This is a genomic window from Sinomonas gamaensis (assembly GCF_005876955.1).
GTDB classification, from domain to species: Bacteria; Actinomycetota; Actinomycetes; order Actinomycetales; family Micrococcaceae; genus Sinomonas; species Sinomonas gamaensis.
The window spans coordinates 108,913-128,847 of the sequence record NZ_SSCL01000005.1 but is presented as its reverse complement, the minus strand read 5'-3'; the positions used below and the strand labels follow the sequence as shown (position 1 = coordinate 128,847).

Below are 19,935 nucleotides of genomic sequence, written 5' to 3'. Positions count from 1 at the left end.
GCCCCCCGTGAAGGAGCCGCCACCGTGGCCCTCGTCAGCATCCCGGCCCCGCTCAGGCCCGCGCAAGCCGCCACCGCGGGCGCACCTGCTGCCCTCGACGACGCCGAGGCGGAGCGGATCCGCCGCGACTTTCCGGCGCTGGAACAGGAGGTCAACGGCCACCCACTCGTCTATCTGGATTCCGGCGCGACGTCCCAGAAGCCACGCAGCGTGCTCGAGGCCGAACAGGACTTCTACGAGACAAGGAATGCTGCCGTCCACCGGGGTGCGCATGAGCTCGCCGTCCGCGCGACGGACGCCTACGAGGACGCCCGCGCCACCGTCGCGGCGTTCGTCGGCGCCGACGCGGACGAGCTTGTCTGGACCTCCAACGCCACCGAGGCCCTCAACCTCGTGGCCTACGCGTTCTCGAACGCGACCGTGTGGGCCGAGCGCGGCCGGGGCGGGGCAGAGCTGCGGCGTTTCGCCCTCGGGCCCGGCGACGAGATCGTGGTGACCGAGCTCGAGCATCACGCCAACCTGATCCCCTGGCAGGAGCTCGCCTTCCGGACCGGCGCGGTGCTGCGCTACATCCCGATCGACGACGACGGCCGCCTGGATCTCGACGCGGCCCGCCAGATCATCGGGGCGCGCACGCGGCTCCTCGCCTTCTCGCACGCCTCGAACGTCCTCGGCAGCGTGAGCCCTGTCGAGGAGCTTGTGGACCTGGCCCACCGGGTGGACGCCTTCGTGGTCCTCGACGCGTGCCAGTCCGCGCCCCACATGCCCTTGGACGTGAAGGCGCTTGGGGTGGACTTCGCTGCCTTCTCGGGCCACAAGATGCTCGCGCCGACCGGGATCGGCGCCCTGTATGGCCGCCGGGAGCTGCTCGACGCGCTGCCCCCGTTCCTCGTGGGCGGATCCATGATCACCACCGTGACCATGGAGCGCGCCGAATACCTGCCCGCCCCACAGCGCTTCGAAGCGGGGACGCAGCGGATCTCGCAGGCCGTCGCGTTCGCGGCGGCGGTGGACTACCTCCGCGAGACCGGGATGGAGCGCATCGCGGAGCGCGAGGCGCGGCTCGGCGCCCGCCTCGCGGAAGGCATCGCCGCCATCGACGGCGTCCGCCTCCTGGGCCCGGCCCCCGACGAGGAGTGGTATGGACACCCCCGCTTCGGCATCGCGGCGTTCGACGTCGCGGGAGTCCATGCGCACGACGTGGGCCAGTACCTCGACAGCCTCGGCATCGCCGTCCGCGTGGGTCACCACTGCGCCCAGCCGCTCCACCGGCGCCTCGGCCTCACGGCCTCCACCCGCGCGAGCGCGTACCTGTACACCACTGAGGCCGACATCGACGCGTTCGTGGCGGCTCTCGCCGACGTGCGCGGCTACTTCGGCCTGACCTCGAAAGCAGGATCATGAGCCTTGATTCCCTGTACCAGCAGGTCATCCTGGACCACTCCAAGGAGCGCCATGGCAGTGGCTTCGCGGAATGGCTCGCCGAGGCGGAGGCCGTGGGCTACGGAGAGTCCCACCAGCTCAACCCCGTGTGCGGGGACGAGGTCACCGTCCGCGTGGCGGTGGCCGATGGCGCCGTCCAGAGCCTGCGCTGGGAGGGTCAGGGCTGCTCGATCTCGATGGCGTCGGCGTCCGTCCTGCACGATCTGGCAGAGGGGGCGACCCCTGCGGAGTTCCACGGTCTCGTGGACGCGTTCCGGGAGATGATCCGGTCCCGCGGCCAGGTCCAGGCCGATCCCGAGGTGCTCGGCGATGCCGCCGCGTTCGAGGGAGTCTCCCGCTACGCGGCCCGCGTGAAGTGCGCCATGATCGCGTGGGTTGCGGCCGAGGACGCGGCCCGGCAGGCCGGTATCTGAGCCCTCCAGGGGCGGCCGCCTGGCGGCGCTGCCACGTCTGAGCCGTGGCCACAGGGGCAGATATTCTCTGTTGCGAAACTGTGACTTGGGCGTACGCTATGCCTGACTTGGGGGGTGGCGCGTGTCCCTGCCGCCCTCAAGGGGGGAGGCATGACATGCTCAGGGATTCGATCGTCTCGGCTCAGCCGAGGCGGGCCGTGAAGCCGCCGGCGGAGACCGCCGAGCGGCAGGCGGACCGCCTGCGATGGGCGATGCTCGTGCGCCAGGACGAGTTGGAGGCGGCAACCCATGCCCTGCGCGACCCCGATTCCCTCGGTACGGTGGTCACCGGCCCTCCCGGGGTCGGCAAGTCTTTTCTCGCAAGCGCCGTGCTCTCGGCGCTCGGCTCGGATGCCTACCCCCTGAGGCTGCGGACCTCGACCACGGGTCATTCCTCCGACTACGCGTGTATCGGAGCGCTGCTGGCCCGGCTTCCCAAGGGGACCTCGTCGTCGCCCACCGGACTCCTGCTCGCGGTGGAGCGCATGCTGCGCGAGGATGCAGCGGGGCGGCCCGTGGTCCTGGTCGTCGAGTTCACGGGGGCTGTCGACGAGGCGAGCGTCGGCGTCCTGCTCCACCTCCTCCTGAGCGGCACGGCGCGCCTCCTCGCCGTGGCCCAGCGCGCCACCGACCTGCCGGCGGACTTCCTGCGCCTCGTGCGTCGCGGACGGCTGGCCGAGATCCCGCTCCGAGGCATCGGCGTCCCCGAGACCCGACGGCTCGTCACGGCTCTCGTCGACGGGCGCGTGGCGTCCTCCGCGGTGGGCGAGCTGCACCACGCCTGCGGTGGCAACCCTGCCGCCGTCCAAGGGATCGTCCGCCGCGAGCGGGCCACCGGGAACCTCCACAAGCGGGGCGGCGTGTGGACGCTCGACGGCGCCGTGGAGCCGGAGCAGGGGAGCGGCACCGACGAGATCATCCGGGCGAGGTGGGCCCGTGAGCCGCAGGATGTGCGCGAGGTGATCGAGCACCTCGCGGTCGCCCGGCGCGTCCCCATCGCGGGGCTCGCCGGGCTTTTTGGTTCTGAGGTCCTGGTCGACATGGAGGACCGTGCCCTCATCGCCGTCGACACGAGCGAACACCGGTGCGCGTACCTCCGCGAGCCGCGCATGGCGGAGCTCGTGCGCGAGCGGCTTGGGCCGGACCGGCATCGCGAGCTCGCGTCGCTCACCTCGCTAGGGGGTGCCCCGGAGGAGTCCGGGCTCGACCGGGAAGACCTCGTCTCCTACGTCGAGTGGTCCCTGGATGTCGGCAGCACCGTGGGGCCGGAGCTCGTGGTGCACGCCGCCCGGGCCGCCATCGCGCTCTTCGAACCCCAGCGGGCGCTCGACATCCTCGAGAGCGCAGGCCGGCTCGCGCCCGAGGTCACCGTCGAGGCCGCTTTCCACCGGGCCTCGGCCCTCTCGCTCCTCGAACGCAGGGAGGAAGCGCTCGTCGCCCTTGACGCCCTGCCCGAACAGGCCCTCGCCGCGCTCTCGCCGGTGCCCCTCGCACGCCATGCGGCGGCGAAGTCCGAACTGCTCACGTGGCTCCCCGAGCGCGGTGAGGCGCAGGCGCCGCTCCACAAGGCTTGGGACGCCCTGGCCCTCATGACCGAGGCGGATCCGTCGGAAGTGCGGGACGCGGAGGAGATCCTCGACCTCGCCGAATTCCGGATGCGCGCGTTCCGCGGCGACTACAAGGCCGTTCTCGACGCGCTCGAGGCCGCCTCCCGCCGAACAGGGTGCAGCGAGGACTTCCGCCGGGAGAGCTCCCTCCTGCTCGCCCAGGGCTGGGCTGCGTGCGGCCGGGAGGCGGACGCGGCCGCGCTCATGGCCTCCTTCGGACTCAACTCGCCGCAGCATCTGGACGACGACGCCTACGTCGCCGCAGCGTTCGCCGTGTGGATTTCCAACGGCGACTGGAAGCGCTGCGTTGACCTGTTCGAGCGGTACATCGATCGCGGCGGGCGGCGGCTCAGCCTGCGCGGCGGGCTCGCAGAGCTCTTCCTCGCCCTCGCGCTCGTCATGGCCGGCCGCGGCAGCTCCGCCTTGGGCCCCCTACTGAACGCGATCGCGCAGCTCGAGGAATTCCCGGCCCGCAACGCCCTGCGCACCGCATACGCCGCAACCGCCTTCGCCTATGCGCAGATCGGCGACAGCGGCGAGGCAGAACGTTTCCTCGAGCGATCCGTCGCACTCTCGACGACGGCTCCTTGGCTCTTCGAATTCCTCACAGACTTCTGCCAGGGCATGGCGCGCCGATGGCTCGGCGATCCGAGCGCGTGCGAGTTCCTTCTGGCCAAGGCGGCCGACGAGGAGAGCGCGGGACGAGTCACCGCCGCCGGGATCGAGGTGTTCGGCGCGAGCATCCCGGGCTCCGAGCGCGAATTCCTGTGGATCGAACGCCTCGCCCACCGCAGGCAGGGCCCGCTCGCCCACCTCATGGCCGCGGTCGCCGTCGGCTCTCGCCGCAAGGACGCCGAGGCGCTCCTCGACGCCGCCGAGGTGGCCTACGGGATGGAGCTCGACGCGCTGGAGGCGCGCTGCGCCGCGCTCGCCCTGGACTTCGCGCGGGACCGCAGCGACTCGGCGGCCGCCGGCCGTGCGCAGACCCGGCTGGACCGGCTCACGCGGGTCCTCCCCATGCTCCCGCTCCTGCCGCAGGTGCCCGCGCCGGTCCTCACGGAACGCGAGCGGCAGATCGCGGTCATGGCCGCCTCGGGAGCTTCGAACCGCGACATCGCGGACGCCATCGGCGTCTCCGTCCGCACGGTCGAGGGCCATCTTTACCAAGTTTTCATGAAGCTTGGCGTATCGTCGCGGAGCGGACTGGACGGGCTGGTCTAAGGTGGTGATCCGGTCTGACGTGACAGAGAGCACGTCCAGCGTGACGAGCATAGGGGTGAAGTTGGCGGGGACTCCATCCATCGCGGAGGCGACACGGCGTGATGTCGCGGCGTCGGCTGCCGACGTGCTGCGCCGCGAGGGACCGGGTGCCGTCCTCGTCGTGGGGGAGAGCGGGTCAGGCAAGACCCACCTGCTCGACGCCGTGGTCCGCGAGCTCGGCGACGAGGTCGAAGTGATGGCCATCCACACGGGGCGCAGCCTGCGCTCGGTGACGTACGCCGCGCTGATCGAGCGCCTCCCCAAGCTTGCCCCCGACGACGTCCAGGACCGCATTGGCGTCCTGCGTGCGCTGTGGGCCGAACTCCACAGGATCGCCGGAGAGGCCGGACGCCCGATCGTCCTGGTCGTCGACGACGCGCAGGACCTCGATGACGGCTCGGCCGGCCTCATCGCGGAGGCGGTTGCGTCCTCATGGGTGCGCCTGCTCGTGGCGGCGACCTCCCGGCACGGCGTGCCCCGGGACTTCCTGGACATGTGGCACGACGGCATCGCCGAGCGGATCGAGCTCGCGCCGCTGAGCCTGGACGAGAGCCGCGAGACTGCCGAGAAGCGTCTGGGCGGAAGCCTGTCAGTGACGGCGGCCAACGTGCTGCACGGGCTCAGCGGAGGGAACCCGCTGCATCTGCTCGCGCTGATCGACGAGGCCCTCAACGCCGGGACGCTGGTGTGCAAGCGGGGGATCTGGCTTCTCACGAGTGGCTTCGCGAGCCGGGGCGAGGCGCTCGCCGACCCCGTGCGCAGCAGCATGGAGTCCCTCTCCGCCACGGAGCGCGAGGCGCTCATGCTGGTGGCCCTCACCGAGCCGCTGCCCCGGGCCGCGGCACGCGCCCTCGTGGATCGCGACGTCCTCGACAGACTCACCGACCTGGGCTGGTTCGCGGACGCGAGCGGCGACGGCCTGCGCATCCGCTACCAGCTCGAGGCCGACGCTGTGCGTCGGATGACGACGGCCACTCGCCGGCTGCACATCTACCGCCGGGCGCTGTCCCTCGGCGGCGAGGAGATCCGTCATCCCGCGAACGAGCTGCGCCTCCTCGAGCTTGCACTCGACACCGGCGCCACTCTCCCTGCGGCCGAACTCGCCCGCGGAGCCGCGGCCGCGGTCCGGCGCTTCCGCAACGAACTCGGCCTCCGTGCCGCGGCGCTCATCGACCGCCCGGCCGAGCGCTCCCTGGTGCGTGGCGTCGTCGCCCGCGCGCATCTCAACCTCGGCGACCCGGAGTCCGCGCTCGCGGCGCTCTCCGCGGCCCCCGCCGTGCCCTCGGACCTCCGCGACCTCCTCGCCGGGTCGCTCGTGAAGTTCACGGCTCGAACCGCCGTGGGCGAGCTCGAGAGGGTCGACGACGACGCCGCCGAACTCGAGCGTGCTGCCGACAACGTGGACGGGCGGAGCGGAGGCGGCATGCTCGCCTTCGGCCCAGGCGCCAAGGAGTCCGTGCTGCGGCGCGCTCGGCTCCTGCGCGCCCTGGCCGCCGTCGAACGCGCTGACTTCGCCGCGGTGGCAGCCGCGCTCGAGCACGACGGGCGTCTTCCGCAGGCCGCGGCGGCCCCCGCCATCGAGCGGAACCTCTGGCTGCTTCTGGACGCGGAGGCACAGCTGGCAGCCGGGCGCTTCGAGGCGGCTGCCCGGAACGCGGGCCTCGCCCTCTCGGATGCGAGCGGCGAGGATGAGCACTTCCCCCTCGAGGAGCACGGCCTGGTCCGCTACTTGGCCGGGGCGCTCCTCACGGGGGATTGGTCGAGCGTGGATGGGGTCCTCGGCTCCTACCCCGGCGGGCGCACGAGGCCGATCGTGGTGTTCGGCCCCGGCCTCTACTGCGCTCGCGCCTACGCGCTCCTGCGCCAGGGACGCGAGGCGGAGGCAGCCGTCATGCTCCGCGACATCGTGGAGAACCTCGAGCTCATGGATCCACTCCAGCTCCTCTCAGTCGGCACCGCGCTCGCTGCCTGGGCGTTCGCCGCGATCGGCGACGAGGCCGAGGCTCGGCAGTATCTCGCGCGGGCCGAGCAGACCAGCCGGATCGGCAGCGCCGGGATGCGCCATCTCGCCGCTTTGCACCGTGCGGGGGCGCGCGAGCTCCTCGATCGCGGTTCGGGACTCAAAGCGCTGGACGAGCTGGCCGAGGAGGACCGGGTGGCGGAGAGGCCCGGATGGGAGCTCCTCGCCCGGATCCTCGCGTTCGAGCTCGGCGCCCCCGACACAACGAGGCGCGGCGCGCTGCTCGCCGGTTCGGCCGAAGGCCCCTGGGCGGAAGCCTGGGGTGCGTGGGCGCGCGCTGAGGCGGCCGCCAGCGGCGAGGGGTACATGGGCGCGGGCGAGCTCTTCCAGAAGCTCGGGCTCTACCGGCGGGCGCGGGCGGCGTATGCGCGCGCCGCCGGGTGCTTCGATGCCGACGGCGACCGCGCGGCTGCCCGCCACGCCGGGGCCGCGGCCCGGGCCTGCGAAGGCCTGCCGGGATCGGGCGACGCCGGCGAGCAGGAAGAGGCGATCCTCGCCTCGCTGCGCCTGAGCCGCCGCGAGCAGGACGTCGTGGACCTCGCGGTCGCCGGCCTGAGCGACCGGCAGATCGCGGACCGCCTCCACTTGTCGGTACGCACCGTCGAGGGCCACCTGCACCGCAGCTACGCGAAGCTCGGCATCAAGAGCCGCGACGAGCTGCGCGACGCCGTCGAGGACTGACCCCCGCCCCAAATGATTGCGCCCGGATTTCTGTCCGGAAGCAGGGTCTTGCGACCCTAGCAGGCGCCCCATCGAGTACTGACCTGCCCCCACCCCGTGGTGACTACGCACCATACGGGTGGTCCACCGAGTGTTACCTGCGTACTCGGCAAGGGTTGCCCTCTTGGGGGGCTCCGAAAGCTCGGGTACCGACTACTGGTGACCCGGGCGAGCCACGGGTCTGTACTGGTGAGGTGGAGGACCGGGAACAGGATCCGGCCCACGCGGGGAAGCCTAGGAGCGGTCATGTCGGTAGGCGCAGAGCAGGAAGTTAGGCGCTCGGTCCCGTCGTGGCGGGGTCTCCGACTCCGATCGGCCCTGAGGTTCGAGTCCACGTCGACGCGCATTGCCCGTTCCGCCCGGGCGCAGGCCTGGGCGAAGCGCTACGCGCTCTACCTGCGCGGCGCCGACAGCGTCATCGTCCTCGCGGCCGTCACGGCCGGTCTCGTTCTGGGCGAGGCCGGTCCGCGGACGACCATCGCCCTCGTTCTCATCGCCGCGGTGTGGCCTGTAGCCCTTGGCGTCTATGGCAGCCGCGACGCCTCCGTCCTCGGCATCGGAGCCGAGGAGTACCGGCGGGTCGTCGCGGCCTCTACCCACCTCTTCGCTGTGCTCGCGATCGCGGCCCTCATCGTCTCGGACTGGCTTCCGGTGCGCGTGTTCGCCCTCGTGTTCGGCACGGGCCTGCTGGCCCTCCTCGCCACGAGGTGGGGGAGCCGGCGCTGGCTCAACCGGCAGCGGCAGATGGGGCTCTACCTGACCCCCGCGATCGTGGTCGGCGAACCCGACGACGTCCGCTACGTGGTGCGCAGGATCGCGGCGAGCGACGGCGCGCCGTACAACGTCCTGGGAGTCATCCTCCCCGGCGGTCGGCGAGGGCAGACCCTCGCCGTCGAAGGGAACCGTCTCCCTGTGCTCAGCTCGACGGACGACGTCGTGCGGACCGTTGCGCTCAAGAAGGCGGGCGCGGTGATCATCGCCGGACCGGTGCCGGGGGGCAACCAGTACGTCCGCGAGCTGGGCTGGAACCTCGAGCAGTACGACGCGGAGCTTGTCCTCGCGTCCTCGCTCACCAATGTGGCAGGCCCCCGCATCCACTGGCGCCCCGTGCAGGGGCTGCCTCTCATGGAGGTGGACCTGCCGCACTACTCGGGCGCCAAGCACGTGGTGAAGCGGGGCATGGACATCGTGCTCGCGGCAACTGCGCTTGCGGTGCTCTCGCCCGTGCTCCTCGTCCTGGCGCTTGTGGTCCACTTCGACTCGCCCGGTCCCGTCCTGTTCCGGCAGGAGCGGATCGGCAAGGACGGGCGGCCGTTCGCCATGCTCAAGTTCCGCTCGATGGTGCAGGACGCCGAGGCTCGTCTTGCAGCCCTCGCCGAAGCGAACCAGGGCGCCGGCGTGCTGTTCAAGGTCAAGGACGATCCCCGCATCACCCGGTGTGGCCGGTGGATGCGGCGGTTCTCCCTCGATGAACTTCCCCAGTTCGTCAACGTTCTCAAGGGCGACATGAGCCTCGTCGGGCCGCGGCCCCCGCTCGCGCGGGAAGTCGGCGAGTACGAGCGCTACACGCACCGGAGGATGCTCATCAAGCCCGGCATCACCGGACTGTGGCAGGTGAGCGGGCGGTCGGATCTCGATTGGGACGACTCCGTCCGGCTCGACCTGTACTACGTCGAGAACTGGTCGATCATGGGGGACCTCATGATCCTGTGGCGCACTTTCCGCGCCGTCCTGGCCCCCGTCGGGGCCTACTGACCCCGGAGAATCCGGGCCACCAATCCGTGCACCCAGGAGGAGACGCGACCGTGGCAGACCTTCCCTACTCGCTCACCGAACTCCGAGCTTCCCGCTCAGGAGCCCACCGTGACCGCACCCTCGGAGTCGCAGTCGTCGGCGCCGGCTACTGGGGCCCCAACCTCGCCCGGAACTTCCACCGGTCAGAGCAGTGGGACCTGCGCGCCGTGTGCGACCTCGACCTCGACCGCGCCGATGGGCTCGCTGGGCAGTACGGCGCGAAGGCGTTCGGGTCGCTCGACGAGGCGCTCGACACGGTCGAGATCGACGCCGTGGCGATCGCGACTCCCGCCCGGACCCACCACAGCGTGGCGCTCACGGCGCTCGGCGCGGGCAAGCATGTGCTCGTCGAGAAGCCGCTCGCGGACCGCTGGGACAAGGGCGCCGACATGGTGAGCGTCGCGGACGCCAAAGGCCTCGTGCTGATGGCCGACCATACGTACTGCTACACCCCCGCCGTGCAGAAGATGCGCGAACTGCTCCATGAGGGCGAGCTCGGGGACATCCTCTACATCGACTCGGTGCGCATCAACCTCGGGCTTGTGCAGCCGGACGTCGACGTCTTCTGGGACCTCGCCCCGCATGACCTGTCGATCCTCGAATACGTCCTCCCCGGAGGGCTCACCCCCGAGGCGGTCTCCGCCCATGGTGCGGACCCGCTCGGGACAGGCCACGATTGCGTGGGCCATCTCTCCTTCGACCTTCCGTTCGGCGGCATGGCCCACATCCACGTGAACTGGCTCAGCCCGACCAAGATCCGGCAGATGGTCATCGGCGGCACGCGGCGCACGCTCGTCTGGGACGACCTCAACCCCCAGCAGCGGCTCAGTGTCTATGACCGCGGCATCCAGCTTCCCACGAACGGCGGCCGCGGTTCCCGCAATGGCGCCGACCGCCGCGACGCAGCGATCTCTTACCGGCTCGGGGACACCTGGTCGCCCGCACTCCCCGAACGGGAAGCGCTCGGGCAGATGGTGGAAGAGTTCGCGGCCGCGATCCGCGGCGAACGGGCCTCGGCCACGAGCGGGATGTCCGCGCTGCGGGTGCTGGGGATTCTCGAGGCCACGACGCGAAGCCTGACGACCGGGGGAGCGCAGGCACCGATGGGGGGCGCGCCGGCGGCCTCGGCGTACGCACGGCAGATCGTCGATCAGGACATGGAACAAGAAGAAGGCGCACTCAAGCAGGAGGCTGGGGCATGACCGTCTTGGCAGGGGCACGCGTGCTCGTCACGGGGGGAGCCGGGACCATTGGATCAACCATCGTGGACCAGTTGCTGGACGCAGGCGTGGAGCACATCGACGTCCTCGACAACCTGACGCGCGGGAGGCTCGCCAACCTCGATCACGCCCTCGCGACGGGGCGGGTCCGCCTCATCGACGGCGACCTCCGCGACCGAGACCTCGTCCACGACGCGACCGTGGGCAAGGACCTCGTCTTCCACCAGGCCGCGATCCGCATCACCCAGTGCGCCGAAGAGCCCCGGCTCGCGCTCGAAGTCCTCGTGGACGGGACGTTCTCAGTCCTCGAGGCAGCGTCGCAGCACGGAGTCGACAAGGTGGTCCTGGCCTCGAGTGCCTCCGTGTACGGAGCCGCGGAGGAGTTCCCGACCGGCGAGCGGCACCACCACCACAACAACGACACCCTCTACGGGGCGGCGAAGAGCTTCAACGAGGGTATGGCGCGCAGCTTCCGCGCCATGTACGGCTTGGACTACGTGGCCCTGCGGTACTTCAACGTCTACGGACCCCGCATGGACGTCCACGGTCTTTACACCGAGGTCCTGGTCCGCTGGATGGAGCGGATCGCCGACGGACGGCCGCCGCTCGTCTACGGCAACGGCGAGCAGACCATGGATTTCGTCTACACCACGGACGTGGCTCGGGCGAACGTCTACGCCGCCGAGTCCGAGGTGCGCGAGGGCGTGTACAACGTGGCGAGCGGAACGGAGACGAGCCTGCTCGCGCTCGCAATCTCGCTGCTGGCGGCCATGGACTCCAACCTCGCCGTGGAATTCGGCCCCGAGCGCAAGGTCAACGGCGTACCCCGGCGCCTTGCGGACACACGGGCCGCTGCGCGAGACCTCGGCTTCCGGGCCGAGATGCCGCTCGACGAGGGGCTGCGCCGGCTTGTCGCTTGGTGGCGCCCGCTCCGCGAGGAGATTGCGGCGGCCCGAGTGGTGGCGGCGTCATGACGATCACGAGCGGTGACCGGGCCTCGGGCCTAGAACCCCAATCCGGCGGCACCTCCGGCACGGAGCGGCTCAACGTCATGAAGCCGTGGGTGGGCACGGAGGAGGCGAACGCGCTCGCCGATGTGATCGCCTCGGGGTGGCTCGCGCAGGGACCGCGCGTCGCGGAGTTCGAGCGGGCGTTCGCCAAGGCCCAGGGCGTCCTCAATGGCGTGGCGGCGTCGAGCTGCACCACGGCGCTGCACCTCGCACTGCTGGTTGCCGGGGTCAAGCCCGGCGACGAGGTCGTGGTGCCGTCGTTCTCCTTCGTGGCGACGGCCAATGCTCCGCTGTACGTCGGCGCCGAGCCCGTATTCGCCGACGTGGACCCGATGACCGGGAACATCACGGCTGAGACGGTCGCCCAGGTCATCAGCCCGCGCACCACGGCGGTCATCGTCGTCGACCAGGGAGGCCTGCCCGCTGATGTCAGCCCCATCGCGGAGCTCTGCGAGCAGCGGGGCATCCGGTTGATCGAGGACGCCGCCTGCGCGGCCGGCTCGCGCTACCGCGGAAAGCCAGTTGGCGTCGGCGCGGATGTCGCCGCGTGGTCGTTCCACCCGCGCAAGCTCCTCACGACGGGCGAGGGCGGCATGCTCACTACGGATCGCGACGACTGGGCCGCCCGGGCGAAGCGCCTGCGCCAGCACGCGGCCAGCGTGTCCGCGGCCGAGCGGCACGAGGCCGTCCGGGCCCCAGCCGAGGCGTACACCGAGCTTGGCTTCAACTTCCGGATGACGGACCTCCAGGCCGCGATCGGCATCGTCCAGCTGCGGAGGCTCCCCGCGATGGTCGAGCGGCGCCGCGCGCTCGCCGCGCTCTATCGCGAAATGCTCGACGGCGTCCCCGGACTCCGCTTCGTCGAGGACCCGCCGCAGGGGGAATCGAACTTCCAGTCGTTCTGGGCCGAGGTGGGGGAAGGATTCCCGCTGACCCGGGACGAATTGCTCGACGAACTCGCGGAGGACGGCATCTCCGCCCGCTCCGGGATCATGGCCTCCCACCTCGAGCCGGCCTTCGCCGACCGGCCGCTGCGGGTACCGCTTCCGGTGACCGAACGGCTCAACGCCCGCACCCTCATCTTCCCGCTGTACCACGAGCTCAGCGAGGAGGGCGTCGAGAGGGTGGCGGACGCCGTCGTCCGTGCATCGAGGAAGCCGAGCGCCGCGATGAGGCACAACAACACCATCAGGGACAAGAAGCCGAAAGCGAGCCCCAGGTGACGGAGTTGCTCATCGTTGCGGCGAGCGGGCTGGCCCGCGAGGTCATGGCGCTCGTCCGCGCCGGTGACGACTACGACCTGCTCGGCATCCTCGATGACGACCCCATCCGAGTCGGGAGCGTCCTCGACGGCGCGCACGTGCTCGGGCCCCTCACCGAGGTGCGGAAGCACCCGGGTGCACGCGTCGTGGTGTGCGTGGGGAGTGGTGCCATCCGCGCCGACATCGTGCGCCGGCTGGGTACCCTCGGGCTCCCGCCCGGCCGGTTTGCCACCATCGTGCATCCGAGCGTCTCGCTCCCGGAGGGCTGCACGGTGGGGGAGGGGAGCATCTTGCTCGCCAACGTCGTCCTGACGGCGGCGGTCTCCCTCGGGAGGCACGTTGTGGTCATGCCAGGCGTGGTGTTCACGCACGGCGACGTCGCCGACGACTACGCGACGTTCGCCGCCGGTGCGACGCTCGGCGGCTCCGTCGTCGTCGGCCGCGCCGCGTATGTGGGAATGAACAGCAGTATTCGGCAGCGCACCCGAGTGGGTGCGCGGGCCGTCGTCGGAATGGGCGCCGCGGTTGTCAGCGATGTGCCCGAAGGGCAGACATGGGTCGGTGTCCCCGCCCGGCCCATGTCGTCAGCAACCAATGGCGGGGATCGGGGGGTGGAGTCATGACGGCAGAGGCGCAGGCAGGACGCGTGCAGCGGGTCCCCTTTGTGGACCTCGTGGCACAGCAGCAGGAAGTCAGCGCAGACGTGGTGCCGGAAGTCGTGCGCACCCTCGATACGGGGGCTTTCATCGGCGGACCGCACGTCACGGCATTCGAAGAGGAGTACGCGGAATTCATCGGGGTGCGCGCCTGCATCGGCGTCGCGAACGGCACCGACGCGCTCGAGCTCGCGCTGCGAGCGGTGGGCGTGGGGCCTGGGGGCGAGGTGATCCTCCCTGCCAACACGTTTGTGGCGACGGCGGAGGCAGTGGTGCGCGCGGGTGCCCGTCCCATCATCGTGGACGTCGACCCCGACACACTGCTCATCGACACGAACAAGGTGGGCCGGGCGGTGGGGCCTAGGACTCAGGCCATCGTCCCGGTCCACCTTTTCGGGCAGACCGCGCCCGTCGAGGCGCTCGTGCCCCTTGCCGCGCACCGCGGCCTCGCCCTCGTCGAGGACGCCGCTCAGGCGCAAGGGGCCCGGCGCTACGGTCGGGCAGCCGGATCGCTCGGGCACATCGCCGCCACGAGCTTCTATCCCGGCAAGAATCTGGGGGCGGCCGGCGACGCCGGTGCCGTCACCACCAACGACCCGCTGCTCGCCGACATGGTGCGGCTGCTCGCCGCGCACGGCAGCGTGGTCAAGTACGTGCACGAGATCGTGGGCTTCAACTCCCGCCTCGACGCCATGCAGGCGATTGTGCTGCGCGCCAAACTCCAACGGCTCGCCGAGTGGAACGCACGACGGCGGGCGGCGGCAAGGCTCTATGCCGAGCTCCTCGACGGGATCGCCGGGGTGCGCACCCCCAAGAGCCAGCCCGGCAACGAGGACGTATGGCACCTGTACGTCATCCGCGCCGAGCAGCGTGTCCGCGTCCAGTCCGCCCTCGCGGCCGCCGGGATCGCAACCGGGATCCACTACCCGACGCCGGTGCACCTCACGGACGCGTTCTCCTACCTGGGGTACCACTCCGGCGACTTCCCCGTCGCCGAGGAGGCCTCCGCCCAGATCCTGTCCCTGCCCATGTTCCCGCACATCACGCCTGAGCAGCAGCAGTTGGTGGCGGAGGTGGTCAGGGGATGCTGAGAGGCGGGCGGAGGCGCATGGCTGGCGAAGCCGGCGTCGGTTCCGGAGCCCTGTGGAGTGGTATCAATACGTTGGTCATGCGGGTCGCCAACGTCCTCCTCATGGTCCTGGCCGTCCGCCTCGTCTCGCCCCATGACTTCGGCGTCTTTACCGCTGCCCTCGTTGTCGGGACGATTGCAACGTCCATCAGCGAACTCGGAGTTGCCTCTGCGCTCATCCGCCGCGATCTCTCGGTCGAGGACTACGGCCCCACGGTCGTGGCTATCGCGTGGGCATGGTCCGGACTGCTCGCCCTCATCATGGTCCTCGCCGCCGACCCCTTGGCTCACGCCCTCGGGGCCCCCGAGGCCGCAAGCGCAATCAGAGTACTCGCGCTCGGCGTTGTCGCCTCGGGCTTCTCATCCGTTCCGGGCGCCCTCCTCGCAAGGGATTTCCGACAGCGGTCGCTCTTTGCCGCGAGCGCCATCGCATTTGTGCCGTCGAGCGCGCTGCTCCTGCTCCTGGCCTTGGGCGGCTCAGGAGCGATGTCCTTCGCATGGTCAAAGGTTCTGACGGCCAGCATCACGGGCATCGGCCTGCTCGTGCTCGGGCGCCACTGGATCTGGCCTCGGATCGACGGCAAGGCCCTGTACTTCCTGCTGCGCTTCGGCCTTCCGCTGGCCGGAGCGAACGTGGTCGGCTATGCACTGCTCAACGCGGATTTTGCCCTTGTGGGCAGTGCGATGGGGCCCGCGCTGCTCGGCATCTATTCAGTCGCCTTTTCCGTTGCCTCGCTATCGGTCTCAGTGCTTTCATCAGCGCTGAACTCAGTGGCGATGCCGGCATTTTCGGATCACCACGATGACTCCGATCGGCTGAGAGCGAGCATCCGGTCATGGGGAAGCGCTGTATTCCTCATAGCGCTTCCCCTCTGCGGATTCACGTCCGTTTTCGCTCACGAGATCGTCGCTGTCCTCTACGGTCCGGCGTGGGCCGGCGCGGCACCCGTTGTGGCTGTGCTCGCGCTGTATAGCGTGCCGATGCTCGTTGAGCTCATGCTCTCGAACCTTCTCGTGGCAGTAGGGCGCACTGGTTCCGCCTTCCTCGTCCAGTGCATTTGGCTGATTGCCCTGTCAACCGGAATGCTCGTGGGATTGGGTCCTCTTGGCCTCATGGGGGTCGCGTGGGCCCATGTGGTGGTGTTGCTGGGCGTCGTCCTTCCCGTGCAGGTTCTGCTGGTCCGTCGCGCGGTTCCCGGCTCGCTCGGCGGTTTGTGGCGGGATCTGGGACGACCGGTCGCAGCAACCGCCGTCGCTTCCTTGGTCGCCTTCACGGTCACCATCCCCATTTCTCCCGAATGGCTGAGGATTCTCGCCGGAGGGGCGATCGGCGCCGGCATCTACGTACTCGGCACACGGCCCGTCTGGCGGGCCCGGGTCGCGCTCCTGAGACAACCGCGCCCATCACCTGTTGGAGGTATGTGATGCGGCGGATGCGTCCTACCCCGCTGACAGGGCGGCCGACGGTCTCCGTCGTCATCCCTTGCTACAACTACGGCCACTTTCTTCCGCGCGCGGTTCAGAGCGTTCTCGAGCAGCCAGGTGTAGATGTCCAAGTCATCGTCGTCGACGATGCCTCTCCGGACGGCAGTGCGCGGATGGCAGAAGGTATCGCGGCCTCAGATCCGCGGGTCACGGCAGTAGTGCATGAGGTCAACGCCGGCCATATCGCAACCTACAACGACGGCCTGCGGCTGTGCAGAGGCGACTACGTCGTCCTGCTGTCCGCCGACGATCTCCTCGCCCCCGGCGCCCTCGCCCGTGCGGCAGCCCTCTTTGAGGCAAGACCCGGCCTCGCGCTCGTCTATGGAAGGGCGCCGTCGTTCTCGGAGGAGCCTCCGCGCCCCGTCAAACGCCCAGTCTCCTGGACTGTATGGAGTGGCTCCGAGTGGATCGAGCGGATCTGCCGCCGTGCCACGAACGTCATCGCCAATCCAGAGGCCATCGTCCGCCGGGAAGTGGTGGAACGGGCAGGAGGCTACGACGCTCGCCTTCCGCATACGGCAGACCTCTACTTCTGGCTTCAGGCCGCTACCTTCGGTCGTGTTGGACGCATCGAAGGACCCCCGCAGGCCTATTACCGAATCCATGGCGGGAACATGCATCTCGGGGAAGACGACTTGAGCGATCTCGTAGAACGGTCGCGGATGTTCGAGTTGTTCCTGTCGTCGCCGCAACTTGCCACGACAGCCGTTTCTGCTCGGACGGCGCTTGCGCGAGAAGCGCTGGCGCGGGCTGCCCGGGAATACGATCTGGGTCGTGGTCATGGGCCGTTGGCTGCGAGGTATATCGGCTTTGCCCACGAACAGGGGGTGGAGCTCGACGGCTTGGACGCATGGTCTGCGCTTCGGCGGCGCCAGACGTTCGCCGAAAGGGCCCTCGCGCGGAAGGCGTTGTCCGTCGTTGGGCGCGCACACCGGCGGATGGCCGCCACCGCCGAGTTGGCCCGAATCCGAAGGACCGGGGTGGCATGACCATGGCCCCCTTCGGACGCACGATCGTCCTCAACGCGGCCAACCGGTGGGATGACATGTGGATGGCGGACCAGCAGCTCGCCACGAGTCTGTCTCAGTTCATGCCGGTGCTCTATGTGGATCCAGTGCAGTCCGCCGCGACGCGGATCCGCGAGCGCGGCTGGAGCTCTGCACGGAGGGCCCGCCCAGGGCTGACTTTTCTCGGCCCCAGACTGGCTCGTCTCGAGCCCGAGGGCCTCCCCGGCATTTCCCACAGGGGCATCACGAACATCAATGCGCGACTCTCGGCCTTCGAGGTCCGGGCCGCCCTCCGCCGACTGGCCGCTGATCCATTCGCTTCAATTGAGGCAAATGTCCTCGCACCCATCTCCGGCGGTATCGGTGAGTCGAGGACTGTTTATTGGGCTCAGGACGATTTTGAGGCATTGGCAGGTCTGGTCGGTGGGGCAGCCGAATCCTATGCGCGGGGGGACGCACGGCTCGTGGCGAGTGCCGACGTTGTCATTGCCGCTAATCCCCGCGTAGCGGCAGCCCTCAGAAGCCGAGGCAGGGACGCGCACCTCGTGCCTTTCGGCTGCAATGCGGAGCATTTCTCCCGATCGGCGACGGAAGATGTCCCCTCGGATGTATCGCTGGAACGCCCCTACGCAGTATTCGTGGGCCATTTGGGTGAGCGCATCGATCTGACCATTCTCGAGCGGCTGGCTTCCGAGGACATTCGCCTCTTGCTGGTGGGGCCATTGCATCAGCGGGCAGAAAGGTCTCGTTTCGAGGCTCTTGCGAAGCTCCCTGGCGTCCAGTGGGTCGGACCACGGCCCTTCGAGAGCCTGCCGGCCTACATGGCCGGAGCAGAAGTCGCCCTGGTGCCCTACACGAGGTCCCGCTTCAACCTGGCGAGCTTTCCGCTCAAGACGCTCGAGTACCTCGCGGCTGGCCTCCCCGTGGTGTCCACACCGCTTCCGGGGGTCGAGTGGATCGGCTCGGAGGACATCCATGTCGCGTCCGAACCCGATCGGTTCGTCGGTGAGGTCGATCGACTGCTCTCCCTGGGGAGGGATGCCGCCGGCGACCTACGGAGGCGAAACCTGGCCCAAGACCACAGCTGGGATCGTCGGGCCGAAGCGGTGGCGTCGGTTCTGGGGATCGGCCTGAGACGTGCGGGGGCCTCTGATGGACGCTGAAACGCGGAATGCGGTCGACCACGTCATCCTGACGCGATTCAACCTGCCATCTCCCGGCTTTGAGCGTTCAGTGCGGGAGCGTGAGGGGTGGCTCGAGCAGCGGGTGTCGCTCTTCGAGAGATATTGTCTGCCAACGGTTTCAGCACAATCGACTCAGGCCTTTTCATGGATCGCCTATTTTGATCCGGCAAGTCCGATGTGGTTGCGAGAGCGAATTGAGGCGTGGGCGGGAAGGAGCCCACTCACGCCGATCTTCCGCTCCGAGGTCAGTGCAGGCGAGCTGTTGTCCGACCTGGCGAACGTCTCCGGCGCGCACACGAGGACTCTGGTGACGACGAATTTGGACAACGACGACGCTATAGCCCGCGACTTCATCGAGCGCATCCAAGGCCTGGCCGAGCACGGCTCAACGGCCGCCATCTACCTCGCTCGAGGTCTCATCGGTGCAGTCCCCTTCGTCTACCGGCGCGTGGACCGCGTCAACGCGTTCTGCAGCGTGAGCTCAAGCTGGGAGGACGCTGCGACGTGCTGGAAGGACTGGCATAACGAACTGCATCGGCACATGCCCGTCAAGCTCGGTTGGGGCGAACCGGCCTGGCTGCAGGTCATCCATGGCACCAATGTGAGCAATCGCGTGCACGGCACGATGGTTTCTCCGGGCGCCTACGCAGCACTCTTCCCCGGAATCTTTGAGGACGGCTGGCTCCAGCCTTCTGAAATGGACCGGTTGTTCGATTCCTCCGTCAGGCGCCCTCTTCGCTGGGGTCGCGAGGCCGCTCGAGGCGCTGCCAAGCGCGTCATTGTGGCCACAGCCGGGCGGTCGGCGCTAGATCGTGTTCGGGACCGGATGCGGGGAAGACGGGGGGCGTCAACGCCCAGTAAGGATGCGTGACAATGAAGCTCAGAATGGTGGGATGGGCTCTCGTACGAAGGTGGTATGCGGCTCTAGCAGGACTCATCGTCGTCGGTGCGGCGTGCGCCCTCGCGTATGTCTCCGTCCCGGTCGACTATAAGGCGAGCGGTAGCCTTGTCCTGCTCCCTTCGGCTCAGAGCGTGGGATCCGGAGGCAACCCCTACCTCTTCCTCGGCGGGCTGGGGCAGGCTATGGACGTGCTCACTCGACGGATGGCGGCCGCCGAGACGGTGGATAAATTCTCGGCGCAGTACCCGAAGATGTCGTACACGGCTCTGCCGGACGTCACGTCGGGAAGCTCAATCCTTGTGGTGGCGGTGAAGGCGAGATCTTCAGCCACGGCGGAACAGGCTCTGGCGGCAATTCTTGCCGACGTCCCCACCGAGCTCACGGCAATGCAGGACTCGCTGCACGTGCCGGCGACGTCGCGCATTTCGTCGATGCCAGTTGCCGACCCGTCGCCGCCTGTCCCCGACACGAAGGGACAGATCCAGGCAGTGGGAGCCGTCGGCGCGGCAGGGATCGTTCTCGTGGTGCTGTTCACGGCCCTCTTGGACGGCCTGCTCCTGCGCCAGAAGCGACGTCGGGAGGGTGGCGGCGGGCGGAAGATTGCCGCTCGTTCTGGCTCCGCCAGCCACGCGGCGGAACCGGCGTATGCTGCTCTCCTTGTCTCCGCGCACGTCGACGCCGATGCGCAGCAGCGGACTGCCTCGGCTGAGGAGGACCCTGAGGAGCCGGCAAGGGGGATGCACCGGAGGCCGAGCCGGAGTGCGAGCGCGGCGCGATGACGCCCG

General features: G+C 69.4%; 15 protein-coding genes. All 15 read left to right on the top strand.

Annotated elements, in window-relative coordinates; translation table 11 throughout:
- Window positions 1-24: 24 nt before the first annotated feature.
- The 15 genes from E5679_RS08995 to E5679_RS08925 all read left to right on the top strand — a co-directional run bounded on the left by E5679_RS08995 (window position 25) and on the right by E5679_RS08925 (window position 19,929).
- On the top strand, window positions 25-1,404 hold the full coding sequence (locus E5679_RS08995) for an aminotransferase class V-fold PLP-dependent enzyme (RefSeq protein ID WP_420821067.1): 1,380 nt from the start codon (window positions 25-27) through the stop codon (window positions 1,402-1,404).
- Window positions 1,401-1,856, top strand: a complete 456-nt coding sequence (gene sufU / locus E5679_RS08990) for a Fe-S cluster assembly sulfur transfer protein SufU (RefSeq protein WP_138414954.1) — start codon at window positions 1,401-1,403, stop codon at window positions 1,854-1,856. Before E5679_RS08995 ends, sufU begins: the two co-directional genes overlap by 4 nt.
- Before the next feature lie 155 nt (window positions 1,857-2,011).
- A complete protein-coding gene (locus E5679_RS08985; RefSeq protein ID WP_138414952.1) occupies window positions 2,012-4,723 on the top strand; it encodes a helix-turn-helix transcriptional regulator in 2,712 nt (903 codons plus the stop codon).
- A 61-nt stretch (window positions 4,724-4,784) separates the two neighbouring features.
- Window positions 4,785-7,463: an AAA family ATPase gene (locus tag E5679_RS08980; RefSeq protein WP_171042310.1), complete on the top strand. Its 2,679-nt coding sequence runs from the start codon at window positions 4,785-4,787 to the stop codon at window positions 7,461-7,463.
- Window positions 7,464-7,748: 285 nt separating this feature from the next.
- Window positions 7,749-9,257, top strand: coding sequence for a sugar transferase (locus E5679_RS08975; protein WP_138414948.1), 1,509 nt, complete (start codon window positions 7,749-7,751; stop codon window positions 9,255-9,257).
- Between the two features lie 50 nt (window positions 9,258-9,307).
- Complete coding sequence (locus tag E5679_RS08970; protein ID WP_138414946.1) at window positions 9,308-10,498, top strand: Gfo/Idh/MocA family protein; 1,191 nt, start codon at window positions 9,308-9,310, stop codon at window positions 10,496-10,498.
- Window positions 10,495-11,490, top strand: a complete 996-nt coding sequence (locus E5679_RS08965) for an NAD-dependent epimerase/dehydratase family protein (RefSeq protein ID WP_138414944.1) — start codon at window positions 10,495-10,497, stop codon at window positions 11,488-11,490. The genes E5679_RS08970 and E5679_RS08965 overlap by 4 nt, the downstream gene beginning before the upstream one ends.
- 77 nt (window positions 11,491-11,567) lie before the next feature.
- Entirely contained in the window at window positions 11,568-12,749 is a 1,182-nt protein-coding gene (locus E5679_RS08960) for a DegT/DnrJ/EryC1/StrS family aminotransferase (RefSeq protein WP_138415213.1), read from the top strand.
- Window positions 12,746-13,411, top strand: coding sequence for an acetyltransferase (locus E5679_RS08955; RefSeq protein ID WP_138414942.1), 666 nt, complete (start codon window positions 12,746-12,748; stop codon window positions 13,409-13,411). The genes E5679_RS08960 and E5679_RS08955 overlap by 4 nt, the downstream gene beginning before the upstream one ends.
- Complete coding sequence (locus tag E5679_RS08950) at window positions 13,408-14,535, top strand: DegT/DnrJ/EryC1/StrS family aminotransferase (protein WP_138414940.1); 1,128 nt, start codon at window positions 13,408-13,410, stop codon at window positions 14,533-14,535. The genes E5679_RS08955 and E5679_RS08950 overlap by 4 nt, the downstream gene beginning before the upstream one ends.
- A gap of 17 nt (window positions 14,536-14,552) precedes the next feature.
- Complete coding sequence (locus E5679_RS08945) at window positions 14,553-15,998, top strand: oligosaccharide flippase family protein (protein ID WP_171042309.1); 1,446 nt, start codon at window positions 14,553-14,555, stop codon at window positions 15,996-15,998.
- A complete protein-coding gene (locus E5679_RS08940) occupies window positions 15,998-17,047 on the top strand; it encodes a glycosyltransferase family 2 protein (RefSeq protein ID WP_171042308.1) in 1,050 nt (349 codons plus the stop codon). Before E5679_RS08945 ends, E5679_RS08940 begins: the two co-directional genes overlap by 1 nt.
- Entirely contained in the window at window positions 17,044-18,228 is a 1,185-nt protein-coding gene (locus E5679_RS08935) for a glycosyltransferase (protein WP_171042307.1), read from the top strand. Before E5679_RS08940 ends, E5679_RS08935 begins: the two co-directional genes overlap by 4 nt.
- Window positions 18,218-19,120 (top strand): glycosyltransferase, encoded by a 903-nt coding sequence (locus E5679_RS08930; protein WP_138414933.1) that lies wholly within the window; start codon window positions 18,218-18,220, stop codon window positions 19,118-19,120. Before E5679_RS08935 ends, E5679_RS08930 begins: the two co-directional genes overlap by 11 nt.
- Before the next feature lie 2 nt (window positions 19,121-19,122).
- Window positions 19,123-19,929, top strand: a complete 807-nt coding sequence (locus E5679_RS08925; RefSeq protein WP_138414931.1) for a hypothetical protein — start codon at window positions 19,123-19,125, stop codon at window positions 19,927-19,929.
- The last annotated feature ends 6 nt before the right edge of the window (window positions 19,930-19,935 follow it).

Excerpts from the sequence above, each read along its gene's own strand:
- E5679_RS08975 (WP_138414948.1), top strand. The coding sequence starts at position 7,749 with ATGTCGGTAGGCGCAGAGCAGGAAGTTAGGCGCTCGGTCCCGTCGTGG.
- E5679_RS08945 (WP_171042309.1), top strand. The coding sequence starts at position 14,553 with ATGGCTGGCGAAGCCGGCGTCGGTTCCGGAGCCCTGTGGAGTGGTATC.
- sufU (WP_138414954.1), top strand. The coding sequence starts at position 1,401 with ATGAGCCTTGATTCCCTGTACCAGCAGGTCATCCTGGACCACTCCAAG.
- E5679_RS08985 (WP_138414952.1), top strand. The coding sequence starts at position 2,012 with ATGCTCAGGGATTCGATCGTCTCGGCTCAGCCGAGGCGGGCCGTGAAG.
- E5679_RS08950 (WP_138414940.1), top strand. The coding sequence starts at position 13,408 with ATGACGGCAGAGGCGCAGGCAGGACGCGTGCAGCGGGTCCCCTTTGTG.
- E5679_RS08930 (WP_138414933.1), top strand. The coding sequence starts at position 18,218 with ATGGACGCTGAAACGCGGAATGCGGTCGACCACGTCATCCTGACGCGA.
- E5679_RS08965 (WP_138414944.1), top strand. The coding sequence starts at position 10,495 with ATGACCGTCTTGGCAGGGGCACGCGTGCTCGTCACGGGGGGAGCCGGG.
- E5679_RS08940 (WP_171042308.1), top strand. The coding sequence starts at position 15,998 with ATGCGGCGGATGCGTCCTACCCCGCTGACAGGGCGGCCGACGGTCTCC.
- E5679_RS08925 (WP_138414931.1), top strand. The coding sequence starts at position 19,123 with ATGAAGCTCAGAATGGTGGGATGGGCTCTCGTACGAAGGTGGTATGCG.
- E5679_RS08960 (WP_138415213.1), top strand. The coding sequence starts at position 11,568 with ATGAAGCCGTGGGTGGGCACGGAGGAGGCGAACGCGCTCGCCGATGTG.
- E5679_RS08935 (WP_171042307.1), top strand. The coding sequence starts at position 17,044 with ATGACCATGGCCCCCTTCGGACGCACGATCGTCCTCAACGCGGCCAAC.